General features: G+C 69.3%; 26 protein-coding genes and 1 tRNA gene. 16 read left to right on the forward strand and 11 right to left on the reverse strand.

Annotation, left to right across the window (positions count from 1 at the left end; all coding sequences use genetic code 11):
- Positions 1–12 precede the first annotated feature (12 nt).
- The 5 genes from NQV15_RS00120 to NQV15_RS00140 are packed head-to-tail and all read left to right on the forward strand — an operon-like array spanning position 13 to position 4,679.
- Positions 13–1,614 (forward strand): GAF domain-containing sensor histidine kinase, encoded by a 1,602-nt coding sequence (locus tag NQV15_RS00120; RefSeq protein ID WP_232402579.1) that lies wholly within the window; start codon positions 13–15, stop codon positions 1,612–1,614.
- On the forward strand, positions 1,611–2,270 hold the full coding sequence (locus NQV15_RS00125; protein ID WP_232402581.1) for a response regulator: 660 nt from the start codon (positions 1,611–1,613) through the stop codon (positions 2,268–2,270). Before NQV15_RS00120 ends, NQV15_RS00125 begins: the two co-directional genes overlap by 4 nt.
- 54 nt (positions 2,271–2,324) lie before the next feature.
- The gene (glyA, locus tag NQV15_RS00130; RefSeq protein WP_232402582.1) at positions 2,325–3,602 is read left to right on the forward strand and encodes a serine hydroxymethyltransferase; all 1,278 of its coding nucleotides are present in this window, start codon (positions 2,325–2,327) and stop codon (positions 3,600–3,602) included.
- Positions 3,599–4,342: an SURF1 family protein gene (locus NQV15_RS00135; RefSeq protein WP_232402584.1), complete on the forward strand. Its 744-nt coding sequence runs from the start codon at positions 3,599–3,601 to the stop codon at positions 4,340–4,342. Before glyA ends, NQV15_RS00135 begins: the two co-directional genes overlap by 4 nt.
- Positions 4,343–4,346: 4 nt before the next feature.
- A complete protein-coding gene (locus tag NQV15_RS00140) occupies positions 4,347–4,679 on the forward strand; it encodes a DUF3817 domain-containing protein (protein WP_232402586.1) in 333 nt (110 codons plus the stop codon).
- A gap of 15 nt (positions 4,680–4,694) precedes the next feature.
- Here NQV15_RS00140 and NQV15_RS00145 read toward each other — a convergent pair whose 3' ends face one another.
- Both NQV15_RS00145 and NQV15_RS00150 read right to left on the reverse strand, forming a co-directional pair.
- On the reverse strand, positions 4,695–5,471 hold the full coding sequence (locus tag NQV15_RS00145; RefSeq protein WP_232402588.1) for an enoyl-CoA hydratase/isomerase family protein: 777 nt from the start codon (positions 5,469–5,471) through the stop codon (positions 4,695–4,697).
- Complete coding sequence (locus NQV15_RS00150; protein WP_255670255.1) at positions 5,468–5,602, reverse strand: hypothetical protein; 135 nt, start codon at positions 5,600–5,602, stop codon at positions 5,468–5,470. Before NQV15_RS00150 ends, NQV15_RS00145 begins: the two co-directional genes overlap by 4 nt.
- A 67-nt stretch (positions 5,603–5,669) precedes the next feature.
- Here NQV15_RS00150 and NQV15_RS00155 point away from each other — a divergent pair, with 67 nt between their 5' ends.
- Both NQV15_RS00155 and NQV15_RS00160 read left to right on the forward strand, forming a co-directional pair.
- A complete protein-coding gene (locus NQV15_RS00155) occupies positions 5,670–6,239 on the forward strand; it encodes a peptidylprolyl isomerase (protein ID WP_255670256.1) in 570 nt (189 codons plus the stop codon).
- Between the two features lie 102 nt (positions 6,240–6,341).
- Positions 6,342–7,076 carry a rhomboid family intramembrane serine protease gene (locus NQV15_RS00160; RefSeq protein ID WP_232402592.1) on the forward strand — a complete coding sequence of 245 codons (735 nt, stop codon included), beginning with the start codon at positions 6,342–6,344 and terminating at the stop codon, positions 7,074–7,076.
- 85 nt (positions 7,077–7,161) lie between these two features.
- Here the strand turns inward: NQV15_RS00160 and NQV15_RS00165 are convergent, their stop codons facing one another.
- A complete protein-coding gene (locus NQV15_RS00165; RefSeq protein ID WP_232402594.1) occupies positions 7,162–7,407 on the reverse strand; it encodes a cell division protein CrgA in 246 nt (81 codons plus the stop codon).
- Between the two features lie 89 nt (positions 7,408–7,496).
- Between NQV15_RS00165 and NQV15_RS00170 the strand changes: the two genes are divergently transcribed.
- Positions 7,497–8,225: a DUF881 domain-containing protein gene (locus tag NQV15_RS00170; RefSeq protein WP_232402596.1), complete on the forward strand. Its 729-nt coding sequence runs from the start codon at positions 7,497–7,499 to the stop codon at positions 8,223–8,225.
- Positions 8,226–8,242: 17 nt separating this feature from the next.
- On the opposite strand, the gene pknB is transcribed toward NQV15_RS00170, so the two are convergent.
- The 6 genes from pknB to NQV15_RS00200 are packed head-to-tail and all read right to left on the reverse strand — an operon-like array spanning position 8,243 to position 15,398.
- The gene (gene pknB, locus NQV15_RS00175; protein WP_232402597.1) at positions 8,243–10,018 is read right to left on the reverse strand and encodes a Stk1 family PASTA domain-containing Ser/Thr kinase; all 1,776 of its coding nucleotides are present in this window, start codon (positions 10,016–10,018) and stop codon (positions 8,243–8,245) included.
- 55 nt (positions 10,019–10,073) lie between these two features.
- Positions 10,074–11,546, reverse strand: a complete 1,473-nt coding sequence (locus NQV15_RS00180) for a peptidoglycan D,D-transpeptidase FtsI family protein (protein WP_232402599.1) — start codon at positions 11,544–11,546, stop codon at positions 10,074–10,076.
- Positions 11,543–12,916: an FtsW/RodA/SpoVE family cell cycle protein gene (locus NQV15_RS00185; RefSeq protein ID WP_232402608.1), complete on the reverse strand. Its 1,374-nt coding sequence runs from the start codon at positions 12,914–12,916 to the stop codon at positions 11,543–11,545. Before NQV15_RS00185 ends, NQV15_RS00180 begins: the two co-directional genes overlap by 4 nt.
- Positions 12,913–14,199, reverse strand: a complete 1,287-nt coding sequence (locus NQV15_RS00190; RefSeq protein ID WP_232402610.1) for a PP2C family protein-serine/threonine phosphatase — start codon at positions 14,197–14,199, stop codon at positions 12,913–12,915. Before NQV15_RS00190 ends, NQV15_RS00185 begins: the two co-directional genes overlap by 4 nt.
- A 3-nt stretch (positions 14,200–14,202) precedes the next feature.
- The gene (locus NQV15_RS00195; RefSeq protein ID WP_232402612.1) at positions 14,203–14,679 is read right to left on the reverse strand and encodes an FHA domain-containing protein FhaB/FipA; all 477 of its coding nucleotides are present in this window, start codon (positions 14,677–14,679) and stop codon (positions 14,203–14,205) included.
- Positions 14,679–15,398 (reverse strand): FhaA domain-containing protein, encoded by a 720-nt coding sequence (locus NQV15_RS00200; RefSeq protein ID WP_232402614.1) that lies wholly within the window; start codon positions 15,396–15,398, stop codon positions 14,679–14,681. The genes NQV15_RS00195 and NQV15_RS00200 overlap by 1 nt, the downstream gene beginning before the upstream one ends.
- A 143-nt stretch (positions 15,399–15,541) precedes the next feature.
- Between NQV15_RS00200 and NQV15_RS00205 the strand changes: the two genes are divergently transcribed.
- Positions 15,542–15,624, forward strand: a tRNA-Leu gene (locus NQV15_RS00205).
- Positions 15,625–15,788: 164 nt separating this feature from the next.
- Here NQV15_RS00205 and NQV15_RS00210 read toward each other — a convergent pair.
- Together NQV15_RS00210 and NQV15_RS00215 are read right to left on the reverse strand one after the other, a co-directional pair.
- Positions 15,789–15,989: a hypothetical protein gene (locus NQV15_RS00210; protein ID WP_232402616.1), complete on the reverse strand. Its 201-nt coding sequence runs from the start codon at positions 15,987–15,989 to the stop codon at positions 15,789–15,791.
- Between the two features lie 144 nt (positions 15,990–16,133).
- The gene (locus tag NQV15_RS00215; RefSeq protein WP_232402618.1) at positions 16,134–17,576 is read right to left on the reverse strand and encodes a sugar porter family MFS transporter; all 1,443 of its coding nucleotides are present in this window, start codon (positions 17,574–17,576) and stop codon (positions 16,134–16,136) included.
- Positions 17,577–17,832: 256 nt separating this feature from the next.
- Between NQV15_RS00215 and NQV15_RS00220 the strand changes: the two genes are divergently transcribed.
- From NQV15_RS00220 to NQV15_RS00250, 7 genes are all read left to right on the forward strand, one after another.
- Entirely contained in the window at positions 17,833–18,843 is a 1,011-nt protein-coding gene (locus tag NQV15_RS00220) for an ABC transporter substrate-binding protein (RefSeq protein ID WP_257125072.1), read from the forward strand.
- 76 nt (positions 18,844–18,919) lie between these two features.
- The gene (locus NQV15_RS00225) at positions 18,920–20,530 is read left to right on the forward strand and encodes a sugar ABC transporter ATP-binding protein (RefSeq protein ID WP_257125073.1); all 1,611 of its coding nucleotides are present in this window, start codon (positions 18,920–18,922) and stop codon (positions 20,528–20,530) included.
- Positions 20,523–21,572, forward strand: coding sequence for an ABC transporter permease (locus NQV15_RS00230; RefSeq protein ID WP_232402621.1), 1,050 nt, complete (start codon positions 20,523–20,525; stop codon positions 21,570–21,572). Before NQV15_RS00225 ends, NQV15_RS00230 begins: the two co-directional genes overlap by 8 nt.
- Positions 21,569–22,573, forward strand: a complete 1,005-nt coding sequence (gene yjfF / locus NQV15_RS00235) for a galactofuranose ABC transporter, permease protein YjfF (RefSeq protein WP_232402622.1) — start codon at positions 21,569–21,571, stop codon at positions 22,571–22,573. The genes NQV15_RS00230 and yjfF overlap by 4 nt, the downstream gene beginning before the upstream one ends.
- Positions 22,570–23,601: a LacI family DNA-binding transcriptional regulator gene (locus NQV15_RS00240; protein WP_232402623.1), complete on the forward strand. Its 1,032-nt coding sequence runs from the start codon at positions 22,570–22,572 to the stop codon at positions 23,599–23,601. The genes yjfF and NQV15_RS00240 overlap by 4 nt, the downstream gene beginning before the upstream one ends.
- Positions 23,598–25,292: a ribulokinase gene (araB, locus tag NQV15_RS00245; protein WP_232402624.1), complete on the forward strand. Its 1,695-nt coding sequence runs from the start codon at positions 23,598–23,600 to the stop codon at positions 25,290–25,292. Before NQV15_RS00240 ends, araB begins: the two co-directional genes overlap by 4 nt.
- Positions 25,289–25,963, forward strand: a complete 675-nt coding sequence (locus NQV15_RS00250) for an L-ribulose-5-phosphate 4-epimerase (protein ID WP_232402625.1) — start codon at positions 25,289–25,291, stop codon at positions 25,961–25,963. The genes araB and NQV15_RS00250 overlap by 4 nt, the downstream gene beginning before the upstream one ends.
- Positions 25,964–25,973 lie beyond the last annotated feature (10 nt).

Raw genomic sequence — 25,973 nt, forward strand, 5'->3', positions numbered from 1 at the left:
GGGAGTGTGTTCATGGCAACGAATGCCCACATGGCGTCGGAACGACTTCGCGGTGTGCTCGAGGCCGTGGCGGCGATGTCCGCAGATCCCTCCCTGGAGGGCCTGCTCGACCGGATCCTGCGACAGGCCGGAGAGCTCGTCGACGCGGAGAGCGGCTTCCTGGACGTCCTCGACCGCCGCTCGGACCGCCGGGCCGGCACCTTCGCGGCCTACGGGATCCCCGGCATCGACGACCGGACGCACCCGGGGCGTCAGGCCCTGGTCGACCTGCTGGAGCGGCCCGACCCGCGCGGACGCGACAGCATCGGCGCGGAGGGCACCAGTGCCTTCATCGGGGTGCCGATCAAGATGCACGACTTCGTGTTCGGGAACCTGTACCTGATCGGCAAGCGGTCCGGCGGCGGATTCACCCGCCAGGACGAGGAGGCCGCGATGGCGGTCGCGATGGCGGCCGGCATCGTCATCGAGAACGTCCGCCTGAACGAGAACGCCGCACGCCAGCGACTCTGGCTGGAGGCGGCTGCGGAGATCACCACCTCCCTGCTGTCTCCCATCTCGCGCATCGGCGCCCTGCAGCTGGTCGCCGACCGGGCCCGCACCGTCGCGGCGGCGGACTTCGTGGGCCTGCTGATGCCCCGCGACTCCGAGAGCCAGGTCGTGGAGGCCGTCTCCGGCATCCCACCCGAGGGCGTGCTCGGAGAGGTCATCGAGTCCCGCCGCAGCCTGGTGGCCGAGGCCGCACGGCGCCGGCAGACGCTGGTGGTGCCGAACACCGACCTGGATCCTCGCTACGAGCGGCGCAAGACACCGAAGTGGCCGGATCTCGGATCGCTCATGGTGCTGCCGCTGCGCGGCAGCGAGGAGACCGGCGCGCTCGTGGTCGGCTGGCTCAAGGGGCACCAGACCGACCGCTGGGAGCTTGACCCGGTCGTGCCGCAGGGCTTCGCCGACCAGGCTGCCCTCGTGCTCCAGGTCGCCCGCGCCCAGGAGGACCAGGCGCGGCTGGCGGTGTTCGAGGACCGCGACCGGATCGGCCGCGACCTGCACGACCTGGTCATCCAGCGACTGTTCGGCATCGGCCTGCTGCTGGACAACACCAGCAAGCTCGTCGAGGCGCCGCTGGCGGTCGAGCGGCTGTCGTCGGCGATCGACGACATCGACCAGACGATCAGGGACATCCGCCGCACGATCTTCGCGCTCAGCCCGTCCGCCGACGCCGGGGATCTTCGGACCGAGCTGGGCCAGGTCCTGCACGATGCGGCCAAGGTCCTGGGGTTCACGCCCGAGCTGCACCTGACCGGGCCGGTCGACAGCGTGGTCACCGAGGACGTCCGCGAGCAGCTGATCCCGGTGCTGCGCGAGACGCTGTCCAATGCGGTGCGTCATGCCGGGGCCAGCTCGGTCTCTGTACACCTGGACGTTGCGCACGACATCTGCCTCACGGTCGAGGACGACGGCCGCGGCCTCGGCCCCGAGACGGGTCCGCAGACCTCCGGCAACGGTCTTCGCAACATCCGCGAACGTGCCGATCTCCTCGGCGGTTCGTGCAAGGTCAGCAGCGGGCCGGGCCGGGGCACCACCGTCACGTGGAACGTACCGAGAAGGAACTCATGAGCGACTCACCGATCAGGCTGTTCCTGCTGGATGATCACGAGGTGGTGCGTCGCGGCCTGAGGGGCCTGCTCGAGCAGGAGGACGACATCGAGGTCGTCGGTGAGTCGGGGTCGGCCAAGGACGCCGTCGCCCGCATCCCGGGGGCCAAGCCCGATGTCGCGGTGCTGGACGCCCGCCTGCCCGATGGTTCGGGCATCGAGGTCTGCCGCGAGGTCCGCTCGCTCGACCCGTCGATCGCAGTCATCATCCTGACGTCGTACGACGATGACGACGCCCTGTTCGCCGCGATCATGGCCGGGGCGGCCGGCTATGTGCTCAAGCAGGTCCGCGGGACCGACCTGGTCGATGCGGTGCGCCACGTGGCCGCGGGACAGTCGCTGCTGGACCCGGCCGTGACCCAGCGCGTCCTGCACCGCATCCGCGAGGGGCAGCCGTCCGTCGACCCGCTGGCGGCCCTGACCAAGCAGGAACGCCGCATCCTGGACCTGATCGGACAGGGACTCACCAACCGGCAGATCGCGGCCGAGATGTTCCTGGCCGAGAAGACGGTCAAGAACTACGTCACCCAGCTGTTGTCGAAGCTGGGGCTCGAGCGGCGGACGCAGGCCGCGGTGCTGGTGACCCGTCACGACGGGATGACCACGCACTCCCAGTGAACCGGGCCGAGATCGTGCGTCCGCGCCGAGGCGGGGCCCGTTACTCTTGACACCATGAGCCACAACGATCACCTGTCCGAGTTCGACCCTGACATCGCAGCACTTCTGGATGCCGAGCTGCATCGTCAGCAGTCGACGCTCGAGATGATCGCCTCGGAGAACTTCGCTCCCGTCGCGGCGCTGGAGGCCCAGGGCAGCGTGCTGACCAACAAGTACGCCGAGGGATACCCCGGAAAGCGCTACTACGGCGGGTGCGAGTTCGTCGACCAGGTCGAGACGATCGCGATCGACCGGCTCAAGCAGCTCTTCGACGCCGGCTACGCCAATGTCCAGCCGCACTCGGGCGCGACGGCCAATGCCGCGGCGCTGCACGCGATCGCGACCGTGGGCGACACGATCCTGGGTCTGGACCTGGCCAACGGTGGTCACCTGACCCACGGCATGAAGCTGAACTTCTCGGGCAAGCTGTACAACCCGATCGCCTATCACGTCGTCCCCGAGACGGGCCTGGTCGACATGGACGAGGTGCGCTCGCTGGCTCACGAGCACCGCCCGACCGTGATCATCGCCGGTTGGTCGGCCTATCCGCGCCAGCTGGACTTCGCGCTGTTCCGCGAGATCGCCGACGAGGTCGGCGCCAAGCTGTGGGTCGACATGGCGCACTTCGCCGGACTGGTGGCGGCCGGCCTGCACCCCAGCCCGCTCCCGCACGCGCACATCGTCACGACCACGACGCACAAGACGCTCGGCGGACCGCGCGGCGGCGCGATCCTGACCAACGACGAGGACATCGCCAAGAAGATGCGCTCGGCGGTCTTCCCCGGTCAGCAGGGCGGACCGCTGGAGCACGTCATCGCCGCCAAGGCCGTGGCATTCAAGATGGCCCTCGAGCCGGAGTTCGCCGAGCGTCAGCAGCGCACCATCGAGGGTGCGCAGATCCTGGCGTCCCGGCTGCTCGCCGATGACATGACCGCCGCCGGCGTCAAGGTGCTGACCGGTGGCACCGACGTGCACCTGGTGCTCGTCGACCTGCGGGACTCCGAGCTGAACGGCCAGCAGGCCGAGGACCGCCTGCACGAGGCCGGCATCACGGTCAACCGCAATGCCGTCCCCAACGACCCGCGCCCGCCGATGGTCACCTCGGGGCTGCGCATCGGCACGCCCGCCCTGGCGACGCGCGGCTTCGGCGCCGAGGAGTTCACCGAGGTCGCCGACATCATCGCGGCCGCCCTGCAGCCCGGCGAGGTCGACCTCGAGGGCCTGCGCAAGCGCGTGACCGTCCTGGCCGAACGCTTCCCGCTCTACCCGGACCTCGTCCCCTTCACGTCGTGACCGCTCGACCCCCGCTCCGCGCCTGGCTGTCGCCGGGCCTGCTGGCCCTGCACGCGCTGGGCCTCGTCGCGGTGGTGTTCTGCGTGGTCATGGGCCTGTGGCAGGCGGGAGCCTACGACGACCGGCAGCACGACGAGCAGGCTGACAAGCGATCGGTACCCCAGGTGCAGCTCACCGAGCTGTGGGATCCCGACGGTCCGTTCATGAAGACGTACAACCACCGACCGGTGACGTTCGAGGGCCAGTTCGCACCGGCGTCCGACCAGATCTGGGTCACCGGCAAGGAGCAGGACGGCAAGGACGGCGCGTGGCTGCTGGCACCCGTGCAGGTCGAGGGCGGCGAGACGATGCTCGTGCTGCGTGGCTGGGCACCCGAGACGGGCGCCTTCCCGGAGGTGCCGACCGGACGGGTGCAGATCGATGCGGTGCTCGAGCCGGGCGAGAAGATCTCCGGATCGTTCGATCCGGCGGACCGCACGATCGGCGCGGTACGCATCCCCTCGTTGATCAACGAGCTGCCGTACGACCTGTACTCGGGCTACGCCATCAGCACCGTCGAGGACCTCAGCGGCGGGCTGGATCTCGTCCCGCCGCCGCAGCCCAGCGACGTCTCCTGGACGGTCGGACTGCGCAATCTCGCGTACGCCATGCAGTGGTGGGTGTTCGGCCTGTTCGCGGCCTTCATGTGGTGGCGCATGTGCACCGAGACGCTGGCCGACAGAAACGAAAAGGTAATCTGAGAACGTGAGCAAAGTAGCTGTTGCGTACCGAGTTGTCGCCTATGTCGTAGGCATCAACCTGATCTTCGTGATCGGCGCCTGGATCGCCCAGATGGCCACCGACGACTTCTCGTGGTGGAACCGCAACTCCGATCTCATCGGCGTCATCGACATGATCCACGGCTACCTGTTCATGGCCCTGCTGGTCCTGATCGCCGTGCTGTCGCGCCGGTACCACTGGAAGCCGGCCTTCACGATCACCACGATGCTGTTCGCGACGATCCCCCTCGTCAGCTTCTGGGCCGAGCACCGCGCGACGCTCGCCATCCGCCGGGACGAGTCGGTCCCCGCCTCCTGATTCCCAGGCGATCGGTCAGCGGCCCTCGAAGCTCGCCTTGCCGGGGCCGTCGCGCAGGAACGACTCCATGCCGCCCTGCAGGTCGGCGGTGTCGAACAGCTCGGAGGCGATCGCCGTGGTGTGGGCGTTCGCCTCGGGGACCCCGCCGGCCTCGAAGTGGCGCAGGATGTCCTTCGCGGCCCCGAAGGCCTTCGTCGGGCCGGCTGCGATCGACCGCACGAACGACAGCACCGCCTCGTCGAATCCCTCGACCGGCAGGACGCGGTTGACCACGTTCCACCGCTCCATCGTCTCGGCCGGGTAGAGATCGCCGGTGAAGACGAACTCCTTGGCCCGGCCGACGCCGGCCCGGGCGGCGAGGCGCTGGGTGCCGCCCATCGTCGGGGTCAGTCCGATGACCCGTTCGACCAGGCCGAACTTGGCCTTCTCCGAGGCCAGGATGATGTCGCACGCGACGGCGACCTCGAAGGCCCACGTCAGCGTCAGGGCGTGGGCGGCGAAGATCGTCGGCACCGGCAGCTCGTCGATGCGGGTCGGCAGCTCGAGCATCCGGTCGTACAGGGCCTTGGTCTCGGCCTTGGACTTGCGGGCGTGGAACTGCGCGACGTCGACCCCGCCCGACACGACCCGGCCCTCCGCGCGGATCAGCAGCGCGCGCGGCAGATCGGCCACGATCTCGTCCAGGGCCCGGTCGAAGTCGGCGTGCAGCTGCAGCGAGTACAGATTGACCGGCGGGGCGTCGATCGTGAGGACCGCGATGCCGTCGTCCAGCCGCTGGACCGTGACGCTCATGAGCGCGATGCGGCCGGGTCGTAGGAGCCGCCCTTGTCGGCGATGGCGGCGCGAACCGCCAGCACGACGGCGGCGGCCAGGACTGCGAGCAGGACGGTGCGGAGGGGGCGACGCCCCGTGGACTTCGACATGGCGAACACCCTAGCCACAGATCGGTCGTCCACGCCCAGACAGTCGACGGGTCCGAGTTGTCCGGTCATGGGAAGATGGGCTCAACGCACCGAAAGGAATACCCCTGTGGCCTCGCAGCTCACCGCTACCTTCTCGACCAACTACGGCGACATCGTCGTGAACCTCTTCCCCGACCACGCTCCCAAGACCGTCGAGAACTTCGTCGGTCTGGCCGAGGGCACGAAGGAATTCGTCGACCCCTCCACCGGCCAGGTCGCCACCAAGCCCTTCTACGACGGGCTGGTGTTCCACCGCGTCATCGCCAACTTCATGCTGCAGGGTGGTGACCCGCTCGGCACCGGCACGGGTGGCCCCGGCTACACGTTCGAGGACGAGTTCCACCCCGACCTGCGCTTCGACAAGCCCTACCTGCTGGCGATGGCCAACGCCGGACCGGGCACCAACGGATCGCAGTTCTTCATCACCCTGGTGCCGACCGACTGGCTCAACCGCAAGCACACCATCTTCGGTGAGGTCGCCGACGACGCCAGCAAGGCCGTCGTCGACACGATCGGCAAGGTCGCGACCGATGGCTTCGACCGTCCCACCAAGCCCGTCGTGATCGAGAAGCTCACCATCGAGCGCACCGAGAGCTAGTCGGTGAACCTCCCGGCGGAGGCCTATCGCTGCTACCGCCACCCGGACCGTGAGGCCTACATCAGCTGTCAGCGGTGTGGGCGGCTGATCTGTCCGGAGTGCATGCGTGAGGCCTCCGTCGGCTTCCAGTGCCCGAGCTGCATCGCCGAAGGTGCCAAGACCGTCCGTCAGCCCAGGACGATCGCCGGCGGTGCGGTCTCGGGCACTGCCGGACGGGTGTCGATGATCCTCATCGCCATCAACGTCGCGGCCTATGTCGCGCAGGTGGCCACCGGCAACCGCAGCGGCGAGATCTACCAGCAGGGTGCCCTGGTGGGATATTTCGTCGCCGACGGTGACTACTGGCGGCTGATCACGTCGGCGTTCCTGCACGGCAGCCTGCTGCACCTGCTGTTCAACATGTACGCGCTGTACCTGTTCGGACCCTTCGTCGAGGAGGCGCTCGGCAGGGTGCGGTTCATCGCGGCCTATCTGACCGCGGCGGTCGCCGGATCGGTCACGGCCTACGTGCTGGCCGGGCCCTTGGTGGTGACGATCGGCGCGTCCGGCGCGGTGTTCGGGCTGTTCGCCATGGCCCTGTTGTTCCTGCTGCGGGCCAAGCAGGACGTGCGGACGCTGCTCGTGCTGCTGGGCATCAACGCCTTCATCAGCGTCGCAGGGGCCAACATCAGCTGGCAGGGCCACCTGGGCGGATTCGTCGCCGGAGCCGTGCTGGGCGCCGCGTTCGCCTACGCGCCGCGCGATCGCAGGACGCTCGTCCAGGTCGCGGTGTTCGCGGCGCTGTGGATCGTCATGATCGTGGCGATCGTGGCGCGCTCGTCCGAGCTGCTGCCCTGACCCCAACCGTGTCCACAGGGGTGTGTACACAATTGTGGAAACCGGTGTGGACAACTACACCGCTGTCATTCGGGTGTGGCGTGGGTCACTCCCACTTCATCGCGAAGCCGAACGCGGCCACGATGAAGCCCATGCCGATGACCAGGTTCCAGTTGCCCAGGTCGGAGTACCACTGCAGGAACGACGGGTAGTCGATGTCCTGGCCGTTGAGCACGTAGAACACCACGATCCAGATCAGGCCGATGATCGCCGACGTGACCATCGCGGGTCCGGCCCAGCGATTGCCGATCTTCTGGGCCTGGGGGCCCTTGGGGGTCTTGTCTCGCGCCACGACGTCTCCGGTGGGTTGCTGCGGCAGGGCCGCATCGGTAGGTGCTCTCGGCTAGCCTAGTCGGCGTCCGGGGGCGGAGGGAGTGCGGCATGGCGAAGCGTGGCGCTCACGCGCGCCAGCACTGGCCCTTGGCCGTGCTGGCCGTCTTCGCGACGACTGGATTCTTGTTCGTCACCTCGTCCATCAGCTCCGGCGGCAACGACCTACGACCGGCCGGCGGCGACCTCGCCTCCCTGGTGCGTGCACGGTCAGAACGCATCGAGGTCAGGCGCGATGAGGCGCAGACGTTGCGTGAGGAGATCGACCGGCTCTCGTCCAGCGTCTCGGGCACCGATCTCGACGCCCTGCGCAAACGGGTCAAGGCCCTCGAGCCGGCGACCGGGCTGACCCCGGTGCGTGGTCCGGGGGTGCGGGTGACGCTGACCGACGCCCCCCGCGACGGCGACGACCCGGACATCGACCCCAACCTGCTGGTCGTGCACCAGCAGGACATCCAGGCCTACGTCAACGCGCTGTGGGCCGGCGGGGCCGAGGCGATCTCGCTGCAGGGCCAGCGGCTCATCGCCACGACCGGCATCACGTGTGTGGGCAACACCGTCGTCCTGGACGGCGTCCCGTACTCCCCGCCGTACGTCATCGAGGCGATCGGTGACACCTCCGGCATGTTCAGCGCGATGAACCGCTCCCCCGAGACGGCCAGCTACGCCGACTACGCGCGCACGTACGACCTGGGTCTGCAGATCCAGGAGCTCGACCTGGTGACCGTGAAGGCGTACGCGAACCCGATCGACCTGCGGCACGCTCGCCTCACGCGCTGAGCGGGCCGCAGGACGGCCTACTGGCCGTCGCCGTCAGGCGTTGACGGGTCCGTCGGTGTCGTCGGCGGCGTCGGTGTCGTCGGGGTGTTCTGCGTGTCCGACCGGGTCGAGACGATCAGCTGGATCGCCGAGCCCATCGGCACCTGCTGGCCGCTCGACGGCGACTGACGGGTCACCCGGCCGGCCTCCTCGCCGGCATTCGGGTCCTCGGTGATCCGGTACTTCAGGCCGAGATCGTCCAGGGTCCGGCGTGCGTCGTCGATGTTCTGGCCCACGAGGTCGGGAACCGTCACCTGGCCGCGCGACACGAACAGCTTGACCGTCGAGCCGACCGGGACGGCCGTGCCGCCGGGAGGATCGGTGTTGACGACCTGGTCGCGGGGCAGGCTGCTGTCCTGCATCTCCTTCTGCGGCTGCAGGCCGAGCCCTCGCAAGAGCTCCTTGGCGCGGTCGTAGGAGAATCCGGTCAGGCTGGGGACCTCGACCTGCTCCGGCCCCTTGCTGGTGACCAGGTTGACCGTGGAGCCCTTGTCAACGGTGTCGCCGGCGACGGGGTCGGTCTCGATGACATCGCCCTCATCCACCTCCGAGCTGGCCTGCTCGGTGATGTCGCCGACGACGAGGCCCTCCCGCTCGAGGGCGCGCGTGGCGACGTCGACGCTGCGGCCCGCGACATCGGGAACCGTCACCTGGGCGACCGGATCCGGATCGGAGTCGAAGGCTCCGGTGAACCACAGGACGCCGGCGATCGCGGCGATCAGGACCAGTGCCACCGCGCCGATGGCCCACCACTTGCCGGAGCCGTCGGGCTCGTCCTCGGGATCGGGCAGCGCACTGCCTCGGCTGCCGACCGTCGTGGCTGCCGCGGCCGGTGCGACCGCCGTGGCGCCCGGCACGACCGCGGTCGCCGAGGTCGGGGCGTCGACGGGCATGCCGGCCAGGACGCGCTCGATGTCCTTGCGCATGTCAGCAGCGCTCTCGTACCGGTCCTCGACCCGCTTGGCCAGGGCCTTGGCCACGATGTGGTCGATGTCCTGGCTGACGTCGGGGTTGAGCTGCGACGGAGGTCGGGCCTCCTCGCGGACGTGCTGGTAGGCGACCGACACCGGGCTGTCACCGACGAACGGCGGCCGGCCGGTCAGCAGCTCGTACAGCAGGCAGCCGGTGGAGTAGATGTCGCTGCGGGCGTCCACGGTCTCCCCGCGAGCCTGCTCGGGCGACAGGTACTGCGCCGTGCCGATCACGGCGGCGGTCTGCGTCATCGCCGAGGAGGTGTCGGCGATCGCGCGGGCGATGCCGAAGTCCATGACCTTGACCTGGCCCGAGGGCGTCAGCATGACGTTGGCGGGCTTGATGTCGCGGTGGATGATGCCTGAGCGGTGGCTGTAGTCCAGGGCGGACAGGATGTCGGCCGTGATGGACAGGGCCCGCTCGGGCAGGATCTTGCGGCCGTTCTCGGCGCCGCGCAAGATGTCGCGCAGCGTCTGGCCCTCGACGTACTCCATCACGATGTACGGGACGTGGCTGCCGTGCTTGTCGATCGACTCGCCGGTGTCGTAGACCGCCACGATCGAGGGGTGGTTGAGCGCTGCGGACGACTGGGCCTCGCGGCGGAATCGCGCCTGGAAGGTGTCGTCTGCCGCCAGGTCGCCGCGCAGCTGCTTGATCGCCACGGTGCGACCCAGGCGCAGATCACGACCCACCCGCACATCGGCCATCCCGCCACGACCCAGCAGTCCGCCGAGCTCGTAGCGGTCGCCGAGGCGGATCGTCTCGTCGCCGGATTCGGTCATGGTGTCAGTCTCCCAAGTGATGGCGTGCAAGTTGTCATGCGTCGAATGGATGTCGTCATTTGCCGATCACGGCCTCCATCACGGACTTGGCGATGGGGCCGGCCAGGCGTCCGCCGGCGATCTCCGAGCGGGCCGTGTCGCTGGACTCGACCAGCACGGCGACCGCGACCTCGTTGTCGCCGTCCTTGGCGTACGAGACGAACCAGGCGTAGGGCGGGCGGTCCTTCGTGGACTGGGCGGTGCCGGTCTTGGCACCGACCTCGACGCCGGGGATCTGTGCGGAGGTCGCGGTTCCGGACGTGACGGTGCTGACCATCATGTCCCGCAGCTTGCGTGCGGTGGTCGAGCTGACCGCCTCGCTGAGCAGCTTCGGCTCGGGCTTGTCCAGCACCCGCAGATTGGGCGCGCGGACGGTGTCGACGACGTACGGCTTCATGACGTCGCCGTCGTTGGCGATGCCGGCCGCGACCATGGCCATCTGCAGCGGGGTCGCGGCGACGTCGTACTGGCCGATGCCGCTCTGGCCGAGCTGCGGCGGCTCGAGCTTGGTGTCGGGCGCCGTGAAGCGGCTGGCACTCGCGGGCAGCTTGTCGATCGGATCGGTGCCGAAGCCGAACTTGGCGGCCTGCTCGGCCAGCTTGTCCTGCCCGATCTTCAGCGCGAGGCCGCCGAAGGCGACGTTGCACGACACGTTCATCGCCCGCTCCAGCGTGATCGTGTTGCCGCCGCAGTTGCCGCCGTTCTCGTTGGGCAGGGTGTACCCGTAGCCCGGGAACTTCAGCGTCGTGCCGGCCTTGACCTTGTCGTCGATGTCGGTCACGACGCCGTTCTCGAGGGCTGCCGCGGCGGTGATGAGCTTGAACGTCGAGCCGGGCGGCAGGATCTGCTGCGCCGCGCGGTTGTCCATCGGCTTGTCGGGATCGGTGGTCAGCTCCTTCCAGGCCTTCTGGACCTCGTCGAAGTCGTGGCTGGCCAACCGGTTGGGGTTGTACGAGGGCTGGCTCACCATCGCCAGGACGGCGCCCGTCCGCGGGTCGATCGCCGCGACGGCGCCCTTGGTGTCGTCGCCGAGCCGCTCGAGGCCCTCGGCGGCCGCCTTCTGGGCGAGCGGGTCGATCGTGAGCTCGACGCTGCCGCCCTTGGGCTGCTTGTTCGAGATCAGGTCGACGACCCGGTTGACGAACAACCGGTCATCACTGCCGGACAGGACGTCGTTCTCCGAGCTCTCGATGCCGGACCGTCCGTAGATGTAGGAGAAGTAGCCCGTCAGCGGGGCGTACAGGTCCTTCTCGGGATACAGCCGCTGGTACTTGTACTCGTCCTTGACCTTGACGCTCTCGGCGACGGCCTTGCCGTCGACCAGGATCGAGCCGCGGTCGCGGGAGAACTGCTCGTTGATGACGCGCTTGTTGCCGTTCTTGCTGTTGAGCTCGTCGGCCTGGACGAACTGGACGTAGTTGGCGTTGAGCAGCAGGAGCATGAACAGGGCCAGGCAGGCCACGGCGATGTTGCGGATGGGGCGGTTCACGAGATCTTCACCACCTGGGTCTCCTCGTCGCTGGCAAAGGTCGACACCTCGGGCGCAGGACGCCGCGTCTGGTCGCTGATGCGCAGCAGCAGGCCGATGATGGCCCAGTTCATGACGACCGACGACCCGCCCTGCGCCATGAACGGCGTCGTGAGACCGGTCAGCGGGATCAGCCGGGTCACGCCGCCCACGACGACGAACACCTGCAGGGCGAACGAGAACGCGAGGCCCGCGGCCAGCAGCTTGCCGAAGGCGTCACGGCAGGTCAGCGCGATGCGCAGGCCGCGCTCGACGATGAGGGCGTAGATCACCAGGATCGCCATGAGGCCGGTCAGCCCCAGCTCCTCGCCCATCGACGCGGCGATGAAGTCCGAGAACGAGTACGGCGTCAGCTGTGGGCTGCCCTGGCCGAGTCCCTGGCCGAGGATGCCGCCGTGGGCCAGCCCGAACAGGCCGTTGATGACCTGGCCGTTGCGGTCCGGGTCTGCGAACGGGTCCAGCCAGGCCTCGAAGCGCACGCGGACGTGGCCGAAGGCGGCGTAGCCGAAGTAGGCGCCCGCCGCGAACAGCACGCCGCCCACGACGATCCAGCCGGCACGCTCGGTCGCGACGTACAGCATCACGACGAACAGGCCGAAGAACAACAGGGACGAGCCGAGATCGCGCTGCAGCACCAGGATGCCGACGCTGACCAGCCAGCACGCCAGGATCGGGCCCAGATCGCGGCCGCGGGGCAGGTCGATGCCCATGACCCGACGGCCGGCGAGCGCCAGGGCGTCCCGCTTGACCACCAGGTAGCCGGCGAAGAAGATCGCCAGGCACACCTTGGCGGCCTCGCCGGGCTGGAAGCTGAAGCCCAGGACGACGACCCAGATGCGGGCGCCGTTGATCGTCTGGCCGATGCCGGGCAGCAGCGGCAGGATCAGCAGCGCGATCGCCGCGGCGCCGAAGGTGTAGGTCAGCGTCTGCAGACGCCGGTGGTCGCGCACGATGATGAGGATCGCGGCGAAGGCCACGATGCCCACGGCCGTCCAGACCAGCTGGGAGTTGGCGAACGCCGCGCGGTCGGGGTCGATCTGCTGACGTCCGAGGTCGAGACGGTAGATCATGGCCAGGCCGAGACCGTTGAGGCAGATGACCAGCGGCAGCAGCACCGGATCGGCGTAGGGGGCGACCCGTCGCACGATCAGGTGGGTCGCGACCGCCAGGACGATCAGCGCGCCGCCCAGCTTGTAGGTGTCGGCCGGGATCCGGCCCTCGACACCCAGGCCGACCGAGGCGTACGCAGCGATGCCGATCAGGACCGCCAGCACGGTCAGGAAGAACTCAGCCCCACGCCGCTTGCGGGGGACCCACACCGGCGACGTCATCGCCGCCACGTCGCGGGCGTCGCCGTCGAGGGGCTTTCCGCGGGGTCGGGGGTGGGGCCGCTGGGTGCGGGGACGGGGTCAGGGGTCGGAGCCGGCGGCGTGATGACGTCGAGATCCTTGATGGTCTGGAGGGCATCGGCCTTGCTGGAGGCGGCGATGCCGTCCTCGATCTCGCGCCGCTGGAAGTCGCTCAGCGACGTCAGCTCGATGTCGGTGGTCTCCTCGACATGGCTCAGCGTGATGCCCGGGATGTCGGCCTGGACACCGCGGAACAGCGCGACCTTGCCGTCGCTGGCCGCCACGTAGTACTGCTTCTGCGACCACTCGTACGTGAAGAAGCCCGCCGCGCCCAGGATCGCGGCCACCACGACGATGCCTGCGGTCCAGCGCACCCACCGGCGGCGGCTGGGCGGACGCGGGGCGTACCGCAGCTCCTCGGGGTCGAAGGTCGACGTGTCGCTGCCACTGTCGGCGTTGCCGGTACGCGGACGGGCCTGGCTGGCCGCGGCACCCACGAGCTGCGGCTGGCCGTCGTGCGAGGACAGGTGCACGTCGGGCTCGGTGCCCTTCTCGACGAACTCCGCGATGACGACCGTGACGTTGTCGACGCCGCCGCCCTCCAAGGCGAGGCGCACCAGGTCGCTGGCGGCCATGTCGATCGTCTCGGCGCCCAGCGCACGCGCGATGACGCTGTCCTCGACCATGTCCGACAGTCCGTCGCTGCACAGCAGGTAGCGGTCACCGAGCACCGGCTGGACCCAGCTGAGGTCAGCGTCGTTGTCGTCGCGGCCGAGCATCGCGCGCAGGATCAGCGAACGGTGCGGGTGCACGCGGGCCTCGGCCGGCGAGATGCGTCCCTCGTCGATGAGGCTCTGCACGAACGTGTGGTCGGTGCTGATCTGCTGCAGCTCACCATCGCGCAACCGGTAGACACGGGAGTCGCCGATGTGCGCGAAGGCGAACTTCTCGCCGTCCCACAGCAGGGCGTCCAGGGTCGTGCCCATGCCCTCGACGGACGGATCGTCCGCGATGATCTGGGCCAGGCGCTTGTTGGCGTCGTTGACGGCGCGGTCGAGGGCGTCGATCGCGTCGATGTCCAGGTCGCGGTCGAGCTGGCGGATGACGTGCAGGGTCTCGGACGAGGCGATCTCGCCGGCCGCGGCACCACCCATGCCGTCGGCGACGACCAGCAGGCGGTCGCTGGCGTAGCCGGAGTCCTCGTTGTCGGCGCGGCGCAGACCGGTGTCGGTCAGGGCGACATAGCGGTAGCTCAGGGCAGTCATGGGCTACTTCTGCAGCTCGACGATGGTCTTGCCCAGGCGGACCTGGATGCCCAGGCCGATCGGGATCGGCGCGGAGATGCGCTGGCTGCCCAGGTAGGTGCCGTTGGTGGAGCCGAGGTCCTCGACGAACCACTGCTCGCCGTTGGTCGCGAAGCGCGCGTGCCGGGTGGAGACGTAGTCGTCGTCGAGCCGGATCGCCGCGTCGGTGCCACGTCCCAGCAGGATCGGGCCCTGGCCCAGCGGCACGCTCTGGCCGGCATTGGGGCCGTCGACGATCTTGAGCGTCGTCGGCACCCCCCTCGGGGCCTTGCGCGGGCTCTTGCGCGGCTTGGGTGCGGCCTTCTGCTTGGGCGCCCGGGGGGTCGCCGGCGCCTTCGTGCCGAAGATGTCGGATCGGATGACCGACACCGCGGACAGCACGAACAGCCACAGCACGGCCAGGAAGCCCAGCTTGATGAGGGTCAACGTGAGCTCGGACATCAGCCTGCCTCGGTGACGCGGATGACGACCACGGTGTTGCCGAGCCGGATCTCCGAGCCGTCGGCGACGACGGCGGTCGAGACGCGGTGCCCGTTGAGCACCACGCCGTTGGTGGAGTCCAGGTCGACGATCGTCACGGTGGTCTGGTCCCCGCTCTGGTGGATCTTGATCTGGGCGTGCCGGCGCGAGATGCCCGGGTCGTCGATCTTGAGATCGGCCTCGTTGCCGCGGCCGATCACGACACCGGGCGGCTCGAGCGGGTGCTTCATCCCGTTGACCTCGATCACGACGTTCGAGCTGCGGACGGCCGTCTCGGTCATCCGCTGCCCGACCACCGGGGTGACCGAGGCGGTGGTCTTGCTGCGCACCCGGAAACGTCCGGTGCTCAGGTCGCCGGCGCGGGTGAACGCGATGTGCAGCTCACCGGCCATCGTGTAGCGCTGCTCGCTGACGTGCTCGTGCACCAGCGTCGAGAGCTCGTCGGACAGCGTGCTGCTGAACGGGTTGAGCCGCTCGTAGTCAGAGGGTGACAGCTCGACGGTGAAGTCGTTCGGCACCAGCATCCGCTCGCGCGACAGGATATGGGCGGAGTTGTCGACCTCGCGCTGCAGGGCGGCGGCGATCTCGACCGGCTGCACGGCACTGCGGAACGCTCGAGCGAATGCGCCGGTGACGGCACCCTCGAGACGTTGTTCGAATCGCTGCAGCACCCCCGCCATCAGCTCCCGCCTCTCTCAGTTCGATGTTGTTCCCTGCGATCGTATCGGGAGTGCTCGAAGAGGCACTCGGTCCGCAGGGGTGGGCGCGCCGAAACCTACCGGACGAGGGCCTGTTAGACTCTCGTTCGGTCCTTCGGGATCACGCGCGAGTGGCGGAATGGTAGACGCGCTGGCTTCAGGTGCCAGTGTCCGCAAGGGCGTGGGGGTTCAAATCCCCCCTCGCGCACAGAACGAAGAAGGGCCGGAACCCCAAGGGTTCCGGCCCTTCTTTCTTGTTCGGCGACGGTGTGCCGACCCCGGCAGTCCCGGCCTGCGGTGCAGGTGGGGAACTGATCTGCTCCGGGCTGGAACATGTTCCAGCAAGCGGTCAACCGATGACCTCCGCCGCCGTCAGGTCAGCGAGGCCTTGCGGTCACGAATCGTCCGGCGGGTCAGCAGCGCGGCGACGACCACGGCGATCACCAGGATGATGAGCATCTCGACCGGGCCCAGGAGCCCACCGAGAGCGGCTGCCACCGCCAGCACCGTCAGCAGGATCGCCAGGTACTGCAGGCCCAGCCGAAGCCAGACATTGCGTGGTTGTCTCGTCATCAGGACCCCGCCCGTGGTTCGCGTCTGTGGGTGACTTCGCCTGTCGCCGGAAGCAGTCGGTCGACCGAGGATAGAGCCGCGAGCGCCTGCCATGTGGCCGAATCCCCGCGACGCGCGCTGCCCGGGCGAGTCGCCCGCGACCCCTCAGGCGGTGGAGCCGGCCGGCTTGCTCTTGGCGTGTCCCTCGAAGTCCTTCGGGCTGAACTCGCCGTCCTGCAGGTGTCGTTCGATGTCCTCCAGGCTGTGGCCGGTGAGCTCGGGCAGCAGGCGCCACACGAAGATCCAGGCGGCCACGTTGAACAGGCCGTACAGCCAGAACACCTGGCCCACGCCGAAGGTGTCGATCATCGTGAGCAGCGTCAGGGTGATCAGCAGGTTGGTGCCCCACAGGGTCGCCGACTGGGCGGCGGTGCCGGCGCCGCGCACCGCGAGCGGATAGATCTCCGAGCCGGTCAGCCAGCCCATCAGCTGCAGCCCGCCGGCGTTGAACACCATGAAGACGATCAGGCACGTGACGATGAACGGGATGTTGTCCTTGCCGGCGTGGCCGGTGACGAACAGCGTGCCGAGCACGAACAGGGCGATCGCGGCGCCGGGCACCATGATCAGCGTCAAGCGGCGGCGTCCGACCATGTCGACGATGATCAGGCCGACGATCATCATGATCAGGTAGGTCACGCCGAGCCCGACGCTGACCCGCAGGGCCGCCGTGGTCGAGAAGCCGTTGTCGGTCAGGATCGTCGGCGCGTAGTAGATGATCATCTCGATGCCGGACAGCTGGGTGAAGGCGGCGACACCGCAGCCGACGATCAGCGCCGGACGGACCCACGCCTGACGCAGACCGCTCCAGCCGCGGTGGCTGCGCTTGGTCTCCTTCTTGCGCTTCTCCAGCTCGACGATCTCGCCCATCTCCGCAGAGATGTCGAAGCCGTCGGGGCGGACCCGCTGCAGCACCGCCTCGGCGTCGTCCGTGCGGCCCTGCTTGACCAGCCAGCGCGGGCTCTCGGGGAGGCGCAGCTGGAGGACGAGCATGATCAGGGCGGGCACCGCCGCGGCGCCGATCGAGATGCGCCAGTCGACCTTCTCGGTCGCGCCGACCACGGTGGCGATGACGATGCCGACGCCGATCGCGAGCTGGAAGCACAGGACGAGCCGGCCGCGGATCGCGGCCGGGGCCATCTCGGCGACGTACATCGGCACGGTCTGGGTGGCGCCGCCGACCGCGAAGCCCAGCAGGACGCGCGCGGCAGCCAGCAGGATCGCACTGGGGGCGATCGAGCAGGCCAGGCTGCCGACGATGAACACCACACAGATCAGCAGGATCGTCTTGTGCCGGCCCCAGCGCTCGGACAGCACGCTGCAGGCCAGGGCGCCGACGACCGCGCCGGCCAGGATGCCGGCCGCGATCGACTGCTCCATCCCGTGGCCGGTGTCGAACTCGTCGCCGATCTGCAGCAGGGCACCGGAGATGATGCCGGTGTCGTAGCCGTACAGCAGACCGCTGACCGCGGAGACCACCGCGACCATCAGCATCAGGCCGTTGAGCATCTTCGGCTGCGCGGCGTCCTGTGTCTTGGTCTGGCTCATCGGTAACCCCCCGGTCTGGATGTGCAGGCGCCCGTACCCGCATTCGGTGCCTCCACACCCACGATGTCGTCATCGGCCCGGCACCGCAGCGATGTGAACGTTCACAGGAAACGCTTGACAGAGCGATTGTGAACGCTCACACTCATCGCAAGGTGATCTGGATCACACAGATCTCCTGTCGTGTGAACGGAGTCCGCCCGCCCACACAGCATCCCGGGCCAGCAGGCCTCGGGTCCGACATCACATGGAGGAAATGATGTTCACAAAGGTCTTCACGGCCACCGCGGGGTTCGTCCTCGTGTGTGGGCTCGCGGCGTGCGGCAGCTCCGACAAGTCCGACGGCGACGGCGGCGGCAGCGCCGGAGGCGGCGGTGGCGACGCCATCACGATGGGCTTCGCGCAGGTCGGTGCCGAGAGCGGCTGGCGCACCGCCAACACCAAGTCGATCCAGGAGACGGCCAAGAAGGACGGCATCGACCTGAAGTTCTCCGACGCCCAGCAGAAGCAGGAGAACCAGATCAAGGCGATCCGCTCGTACATCCAGCAGAAGGTCGACGTCATCGCGTTCAGCCCGGTGGTCGAGACCGGTTGGGACGCGGTGCTGCAGGAGGCCAAGCGGGCCAAGATCCCCGTCATCCTCACGGATCGCTCGGTCGACTCCAAGGACGACACCCTGTACGCGACGTTCCTCGGCTCGGACTTCATCGAGGAGGGCAAGAAGGCCGGCCAGTGGCTCGTCGACAACGCCGCCGACGCCGATGTCGACAAGAACGGCTCGATCAACGTCGTCGAGCTCCAGGGCACGACCGGTGCCGCGCCCGCGATCGACCGCAAGGAGGGCTTCGCGGACGCCACCTCGGGCGACGACTCGATCAAGGTGGTCGCCTCGCAGACCGGTGACTTCACCCGCGACGGCGGCAAGAAGGTCATGGAGTCGTTCCTGAAGTCGCAGAAGGACATCGACGTCGTCTACGCCCACAACGACGACATGGGCCTCGGCGCCATCGAGGCGATCGAGGCGGCCGGCAAGAAGCCGGGCGTCGACATCAAGATCATCACCGTCGACGCCGTCAAGGACGGGATGACCGCACTGTCCGAGGGCAAGATCAACTACATCGTCGAGTGCAACCCGTTGCTCGGTCCGCAGCTGATGGACCTGGCCAAGAAGGTCGTCGCCGGCGAGGAGGTGCCCAAGCGCGTCGTCACCGAGGAGAGCGCCTTCGACCAGGAGCAGGCCACCGCGGTCCTGGCCGACCGGAAGTACTGACCGTGATCCCCGGGGGCTCGGGCCCCCGGGGCGACCGGCCGAGCCCGCACGCATGACGACCAGGAAGGAGCGGCACATGGCCGTGCAGCACACCGCGCGCATCTCGCCGCCCGCACCCGGCGCAGAACCCGCCCGCACCTCACCGACGCCGGTCGTCGAGATGCGCGACATCACGATCGGGTTCCCCGGCGTCAAGGCCCTCGACGGCGTGGGGCTGCGGCTCCTGCCCGGTGAGGTGCACGCCGTGCTGGGCGAGAACGGCGCCGGCAAGTCCACCCTGATCAAGGCGCTCACCGGCGTCTACCCGATCGACTCGGGGACCATCGTCGTGGGCGGCACCGAGCACAGCTTCGCCGGCCCGGCCGAGAGCCAGGCCGCCGGCATCAGCACCGTCTACCAAGAGGTCAACCTGTGCACCAACCTCACGGTCGCCGAGAACATGATGCTCGGCCGCGAGCCGAGACGTCTCGGAGGCATCGACGGGCGGGCCATGAACCGGCACGCCGGGGAGGTGCTCCAGCGGCTCGGCGTCGACATCGACCCGCGCTCCATGCTGGGTGACCACCCCATCGCGGTGCAGCAGCTCGTCGCGATCGCCCGCGCCGTCGACATCGAGGCCCGCGTCCTGATCCTGGACGAGCCCACCTCCAGCCTGGACGCCGACGAGGTGCTGGTGCTGTTCGACGTGATGCGGACACTGCGCGACCAGGGCGTCGCGATCCTGTTCGTGTCGCACTTCCTGGACCAGGTCTTCGAGATCTCCGACCGGATGACGGTCCTGCGCAACGGGCGGTTCATCGCCGAGCACCTGACCACCGACATCACCCAGCTCCAGCTGGTGCAGGAGATGATCGGTCGTGAGCTGGAGGTCCTCGAACGCCTCGACCGGGCTCCGGCCGAGGACGCCGTGTCGTCCGGACGCCCGCCGGTGCTCAAGGTCATCGGCCTGTCGCGCAAGGGCAGCGTCGAGGCCACCGACCTGGAGCTGTTCGAGGGCGAGGTCATCGGGGTGGCCGGGCTGCTCGGCTCGGGACGCACCGAGCTGGCGCGTGCCCTGTTCGCCGCGGACGCCCCCGATGCCGGGGAGGTCCAGATGGGCGGCCACGACACCCGGCTGAAGTCGCCTCGCCAGGCCATCGACGCCGGTCTGGCCTTCTCCAGCGAGGACCGTCGGGCCGAGGGCGTCATCGGCGACCTGAGCGTCGCCGACAACATGATCCTGGCCCTGCAGGCCAGCCGCGGGTGGCTGCGGCCCGTGCCCCCGCGCACCAAGGCCCAGCTGGTCCGGCGCTACATCGAGGCACTGGACATCCGGCCCACCGATCCCGACGCCCTGATGCGCAATCTCAGCGGTGGCAACCAGCAGAAGGTGCTGCTGGCGCGCTGGCTCATCACCGAGCCGTCCCTGCTGATCCTGGACGAGCCGACCCGAGGCATCGACGTCGGCGCCAAGGCCCAGATCCAGCAGCTCGTGGCGCAGCTGTCCGACGACGGCATGACGATCGTGTTCATCTCGGCCGAGCTCGAGGAGGTCGTACGACTGGCCGACCGGGTCGTCGTGATGCGTGATCGCCGCAAGATCGCCGAGCGGGTCAACGACGACCTCGCCGTCGCGGACATCCTGCGCATCATCGCCGGCGAGGCCGGACCGGCCGCGACCGAGGCGCACGGAGCCCTCCATGGCTGAGTCCACGTCCACCGCGACGCGCCTGTCCGCCGTGCGCCACAGCCCTCTGGTGTGGCCGGCGGGTGCCCTCGTCGCGCTGCTGGTGGTCAACGTCGTGGCCAATCACGACTTCCTGGCCATCCGCATGCAGGACGGACACCTGTACGGCAACCTGATCGACATCGTGCGCAACGGTGCCCCCGTCCTGCTGGTCGCCCTCGGCATGACGTTGGTCATCGCGACGCGGGGCATCGACCTGTCCGTCGGTGCCGTCGCCGCGATCTCCGGGGCGGTCGCCTGCGTCCACATCGCCGGCTCGCCGCAGCAGTCGGCCGTCGCGACGGCCGTCGTGGCGATGTCGATGGCGCTCGGCGTGGCGGTCCTGCTCGGCGTCTGGAACGGATTCCTCGTCTCGGTGCTCGGGATCCAGCCGATCATCGCAACACTCGTGCTGATGACCGCCGGCCGCGGCCTCGCAATGCTCATCACCGACGGACAGATCACGACGGTCAAGAACGAGACGTTCCGCGATGTCGGCACCGGCTTCTTCGCCACGGTGCCGATCGCCGTCATCATCGCGACGGCGGTCCTGATCATCACCGCGGTGCTGACCCGCCGCACCGCGCTGGGCATGCTGATCGAGGCGGTCGGCATCAACCCCGAGGCCAGCCGGCTGGCGGGTGTGCGCAGCCGCACCATCGTGTGGACGGTCTACATCTTCGCGGCCCTGTGCGCCGGCATCGCCGGGCTGATGATCGCGGCCAACACCAGCGCCGCGGACGCCAACAACGCCGGGCTGTGGATCGAGCTGGACGCCATCTTGGCCGTCGTGATCGGCGGGACGTCGCTGGCCGGTGGCCGGTTCTCGCTGACCGGCACGCTCATCGGCGCCCTGTTCATCCAGACCTTGGCCACCACGATCCCCTCGATCGGCATCCCCGCCGAGACGAACTACCTGTTCAAGGCCATCGCGGTCATCGCCGTGTGCCTGGTGCAGTCGCCCCAGGCGCGCGCGGCGCTTTCGATGCGTCGAGGATCCGTCAGCAAGGCAGGCATGGCATGACCGCGACCACCGCCGGCGTCCCGTCGCTCATCGACCGCATCAAGGGCTTCAGCCCGCCCGACCGGTACCTGCCGGTCATCGCGACGTTCGCCCTGCTGGTCGGGATGTTCGGCATCGGCTCGGCCCGGTACGAGGGATTCGCCTCCCCGCAGGTCATCGCCAACCTGTTCGTCGACAACACCTTCTTGATCGTGCTGGCGGTCGGCATGACGTTCGTGATCCTCACCGGGGGCATCGACCTGAGTGTCGGATCGGTGGTCGCGCTGTCGACGATGGTCGCGGCCTCGACGCTGCAGCACGGGTGGCACCCGCTGTTGGCCGCCGGCGCGGTCCTGCTGGTCGGCACCACGATCGGCCTGGCCCACGGCCTGGTCATCCACTACCTCGGCATCCAGCCGTTCATCGCGACCCTCGCGGGCATGTTCCTGGCGCGCGGCCTCTGCTACCTGATCAGCATCGAGTCGATCCCGATCCGCAACAGCAGCTTCTCGTCCTTCGCGAGCAAGACCGTGACCTTGCCCGGGGACGTGTACGTCACCTGGACCGCCCTGCTGGCACTGGGCGCCGTGGCGGTCGCCGCCTGGGTGCTGGCCCGCACCCGGTTCGGCCGCACCGTCTACGCGGTCGGCGGCAGCGAGGCGTCCGCGATGCTGATGGGCCTGCGCGTCGCCCGGGTCAAGGTCGGCGTCTACGTCATCAGCGGCTTCTGCTCGGCGCTGGCCGGCCTGCTGTTCTCCCTCTACATGCTCTCGGGCTACAGCCTGCACGCGATCGGCATGGAGCTCGATGCGATCGCCGCGGTCGTGATCGGCGGCACGCTGCTGACCGGCGGCCGCGGCCTGGTGATCGGCTCGCTGCTGGGCGTCCTGGTGCTCGGCTCGATCCAGACCTTCATCTCCTTCGACGGGACACTGAGCTCGTGGTGGACCAAGATCTCCATCGGCGTGCTGCTGCTGCTGTTCGTGGTGCTGCAGCGAGTGTTCACCAGGAGGCAGACATGACGTCCAAGCGCAGTTCGGCGCCCGTGATGGCCGATGTCGCGGCGCTGGCCGGCGTCTCGTACCAGACCGTGTCGCGGGTGATCAACGAGATGCCCAACGTCCAGCCGGCGACGCGCGATCGCGTGCTGGCCGCGATCAAGGACCTCGGCTACCGGCCCAACACCGCGGCGCGGGCACTGGTGACCCGCCGGTCCTCGACGATCGGCATCATCAGCACCGAGTCGGGGCTGTACGGGCCCACCAGCATCCAGCGCTCGGTCGAGGAGGCGGCTCGCGAGGGCGGATACTTCGCCGGGTCCGTCGGGCTCAAGACGGTCTCGACCGATGCGCTGACCGATGCGATCGACCACCTGCTGCGCCAGGGCGTCGAGGGCATCGTGATGATCGCCGCGCAGCACGAGGCGATCGACCTGATCAAGCGACAGGACCCGGGCGTGCCGCTGGTCGTCGTCGAGGGCGATCTGTCCCGCGCCAAGTTCGCGGTCGGGGTCGACCAGCACCGGGGCGCCTACGAGGCGACCACCCACCTGCTCGAGCTCGGCCACACCTGCATCGCGCACGTCAGCGGCCCGCAGGACTGGACCGAGGCGGTGGCCCGCCGGCAGGGCTGGCACGACGCGATCACGGATGCAGGCCACACGCCGGGCCCGATCCTGGTCGGCGACTGGACGGCCGAGGTGGGGTTCCGGCACGGCGCGACGCTGGCCGCCGATCCCGCGGTGACCGCGATCTTCGCCGCGAACGACCAGATGGCGATCGGGATCCTGCGGGCACTGCACGAGGCCGGGCGCCGGGTGCCGGGTGACGTCAGCGTCGTCGGCTTCGACGACTCCCCGGAGGCGGGGTACCTGATCCCGCCGCTGACCACGGTCCGGCAGAACTTCGTGGAGGTCGGCCGCCGGGCGATCGCCGTCCTCACCGCAGCGATCCACCACCAGGACGAGGACCTCGAGCGGCTCATCGCCCCCGAGCTCGTCCGCCGCGACAGCACCGCCCCGCGCAGCAGCGTCCCGGGGAGCGCGCCATGACCTCCCCGCCCGACGGTTGCGTCATCGGTGTCGACTTCGGCACCCTGTCGGGCCGGGCGCTGGTCGTCCGCGTCGCCGACGGTGCCGAGCTGGGCTCCGCGGTGCATCCGTACCGGCACGGCGTCCTGGAGGTGGCGCTCCCGGCGCACCTGGCCGGCCGGGAGGTCCCGCTGGCCCCGGACTGGGCGCTGCAGGTCCCCGACGACTACCGCGAGGTGCTGCGCATCGCGGTCCCCGAGGCCGTCCGGGCCGCCGGCATCGACCCGGCGCAGGTCATCGGTATCGCGACCGACTTCACCGCCTGCACGATGATCCCGACGCTGTCCGACGGCACCCCGCTGAACGAGATCGAGGCCCTCGTCGCCGAGCCCCATGCGTACGTCAAGCTCTGGAAGCACCACGCCGCCCAGGCCCAGGCCGACCGCATCACGTCCCTGGCGCAACGCCGCGACGAGGGGTGGCTGCCCCGGTACGGCGGCCTCATCTCCTCGGAGTGGCAGTTCGCGAAGGGCCTCCAGCTGCTCGAGGAGGCGCCCGAGGTCTACGCACGCATGGACCGCTGGGTCGAGGCCTCGGACTGGATCGTGTGGCAGCTGTGCGGCACGTACGTCCGCAATGCCTGCGCCGCCGGTTACAAGGGGATGCTGCAGGACGGGGCGCACCCCTCCGAGGAGTTCCTGGCCGCCCTCGAGCCGGGGTTCGCCGGCTTCGTGCGCGACAAGGTCGACCAGCCGGTCGGGCGTCTCGGCGATCGCGCCGGGCAGCTGTCGGCCGAGGCCGCGGCGTGGACGGGACTGCCCGCAGGCATCGCCGTGGCCGTCGGCAACGTCGACGCCCACGTCAGCGCGCCCGCCGCGCAGGCGGTCGACCACGGGCAGATGGTGGCCATCATGGGCACCTCGACGTGCCACGTGATGAGCGCGGGCGTGCTGCGCGAGGTGCCGGGCATGTGCGGCGCCGTCGACGGCGGGATCGTGGCCGGCAGCTGGGGCTACGAGGCCGGCCAGAGCGGCGTCGGCGACATCTTCGCCTGGTACGTCGACCACGCGGTCCCGGCCTACGTCCAGGACGAGGCGACGGCCGCCGGACGTTCGGTGCACGAGCACCTGACCGCGCTGGCCGCCTCGCAGGAGGTCGGCGAGCACGGTCTCATCGCCCTCGACTGGCACAACGGCAACCGGTCCATCCTGGTCGACCACGAGCTGTCGGGCCTGGTCGTCGGCCAGACCCTCGCGACCCGTCCCCAGGACGTGTACCGCGCGCTCATCGAGGCGACCGCCTTCGGGACGCGGACGATCATCGAGGCATTCACCGCCAGTGGTGTGCCCGTCGAGGAGCTGGTGATCGCCGGTGGGCTCGCCCGGAACCCCCTCCTGATGCAGGTCTACGCCGACGTGACGCGCCTGCCGCTGTCCGTCGTCGGGTCCGAGCAGGGCCCAGCACTCGGCTCTGCTCTCCATGCCGCCGTCGCGGCCGGCGCGTACGCGGACATACGCGCCGCCGCGAAGGCCATGGGGTCCGTGCGGCGCGGTGTGTTCACCCCGGACGAGGACGCCGCACTGCGGTACGACGTCCTGTTCGCCGAGTACACCGCGCTGCACGACCACTTCGGCCGGGGCGGCACCGACGTCATGCACCGGCTGCGGGGGATCCGCCGCGATGCGGTCAGGCGACGGGCGGTGGCCCGATGACGATCACCGCCGATGTCGCCACCTCGGTCCGCGCCCTGCGCGAGGAGGTCTGCCGCCTGCACGGCGAGCTGACCCGCAACCAGCTGGTGTCGTGGACGGCCGGCAACGTCTCCGCCCGGGTGCCCGGCCACGACCTGATGGTCATCAAGCCCAGCGGGGTGGCCTACGACGACCTGACGCCCGAGTCGATGGTCGTGTGCGACCTGCACGGGGAGGTGGTCGATGGTGACCTGTCCCCGTCGTCCGACACCGCCGCGGCCGCCTATGTGTACCGCCACCTGCCCGAGGTCGGCGGCATCGTGCACACGCACTCGCCCTACGCCACGGCGTGGGCGGCGCGCGGTGAGCCGGTCCCGTGCGTGCTGACGATGATGGCCGACGAGTTCGGCGGCGAGATCCCGGTCGGGCCGTTCGCGCTGATCGGCGACGACGCGATCGGCCGCGGAATCGTCCAGACGCTGCAGTCCAGCTCGTCCTGTGCGGTGCTGATGCAGAACCACGGCCCGTTCACGGTCGGCAAGGACGCCCGCGCGGCGGTCAAGGCTGCCGTGATGTGCGAGGACGTCGCCCGCACGGTGCACATCGCCCGCCAGATCGGCACCCCGATCCCGATCGCCGAGGCGGACGTCGCGAGCCTGTTCGACCGGTACCAGAACGTCTACGGCCAGTGAGCTCCGAGGA

Origin of the sequence: Aeromicrobium wangtongii (assembly GCF_024584515.1) — a bacterium.
Taxonomy (GTDB): Bacteria; Actinomycetota; Actinomycetes; order Propionibacteriales; family Nocardioidaceae; genus Aeromicrobium; species Aeromicrobium wangtongii.

Coding starts and splice junctions, on each gene's coding strand:
- NQV15_RS00215 (WP_232402618.1), bottom strand. CDS start 17,576: ATGAGCCAGACCAAGACACAGGACGCCGCGCAGCCGAAGATGCTCAAC.
- NQV15_RS00190 (WP_232402610.1), bottom strand. CDS start 14,199: ATGACTGCCCTGAGCTACCGCTATGTCGCCCTGACCGACACCGGTCTG.
- NQV15_RS00210 (WP_232402616.1), bottom strand. CDS start 15,989: ATGACGAGACAACCACGCAATGTCTGGCTTCGGCTGGGCCTGCAGTAC.
- NQV15_RS00120 (WP_232402579.1), top strand. CDS start 13: ATGGCAACGAATGCCCACATGGCGTCGGAACGACTTCGCGGTGTGCTC.
- NQV15_RS00155 (WP_255670256.1), top strand. CDS start 5,670: ATGGGAAGATGGGCTCAACGCACCGAAAGGAATACCCCTGTGGCCTCG.
- NQV15_RS00150 (WP_255670255.1), bottom strand. CDS start 5,602: ATGTCGAAGTCCACGGGGCGTCGCCCCCTCCGCACCGTCCTGCTCGCA.
- yjfF (WP_232402622.1), top strand. CDS start 21,569: ATGACCGCGACCACCGCCGGCGTCCCGTCGCTCATCGACCGCATCAAG.
- NQV15_RS00185 (WP_232402608.1), bottom strand. CDS start 12,916: ATGACGTCGCCGGTGTGGGTCCCCCGCAAGCGGCGTGGGGCTGAGTTC.
- glyA (WP_232402582.1), top strand. CDS start 2,325: ATGAGCCACAACGATCACCTGTCCGAGTTCGACCCTGACATCGCAGCA.
- NQV15_RS00225 (WP_257125073.1), top strand. CDS start 18,920: ATGGCCGTGCAGCACACCGCGCGCATCTCGCCGCCCGCACCCGGCGCA.
- NQV15_RS00145 (WP_232402588.1), bottom strand. CDS start 5,471: ATGAGCGTCACGGTCCAGCGGCTGGACGACGGCATCGCGGTCCTCACG.
- NQV15_RS00195 (WP_232402612.1), bottom strand. CDS start 14,679: ATGTCCGAGCTCACGTTGACCCTCATCAAGCTGGGCTTCCTGGCCGTG.
- NQV15_RS00160 (WP_232402592.1), top strand. CDS start 6,342: ATGCGTGAGGCCTCCGTCGGCTTCCAGTGCCCGAGCTGCATCGCCGAA.
- pknB (WP_232402597.1), bottom strand. CDS start 10,018: ATGACCGAATCCGGCGACGAGACGATCCGCCTCGGCGACCGCTACGAG.
- NQV15_RS00230 (WP_232402621.1), top strand. CDS start 20,523: ATGGCTGAGTCCACGTCCACCGCGACGCGCCTGTCCGCCGTGCGCCAC.
- araB (WP_232402624.1), top strand. CDS start 23,598: ATGACCTCCCCGCCCGACGGTTGCGTCATCGGTGTCGACTTCGGCACC.
- NQV15_RS00250 (WP_232402625.1), top strand. CDS start 25,289: ATGACGATCACCGCCGATGTCGCCACCTCGGTCCGCGCCCTGCGCGAG.
- NQV15_RS00240 (WP_232402623.1), top strand. CDS start 22,570: ATGACGTCCAAGCGCAGTTCGGCGCCCGTGATGGCCGATGTCGCGGCG.
- NQV15_RS00125 (WP_232402581.1), top strand. CDS start 1,611: ATGAGCGACTCACCGATCAGGCTGTTCCTGCTGGATGATCACGAGGTG.
- NQV15_RS00220 (WP_257125072.1), top strand. CDS start 17,833: ATGTTCACAAAGGTCTTCACGGCCACCGCGGGGTTCGTCCTCGTGTGT.
- NQV15_RS00170 (WP_232402596.1), top strand. CDS start 7,497: ATGGCGAAGCGTGGCGCTCACGCGCGCCAGCACTGGCCCTTGGCCGTG.
- NQV15_RS00200 (WP_232402614.1), bottom strand. CDS start 15,398: ATGGCGGGGGTGCTGCAGCGATTCGAACAACGTCTCGAGGGTGCCGTC.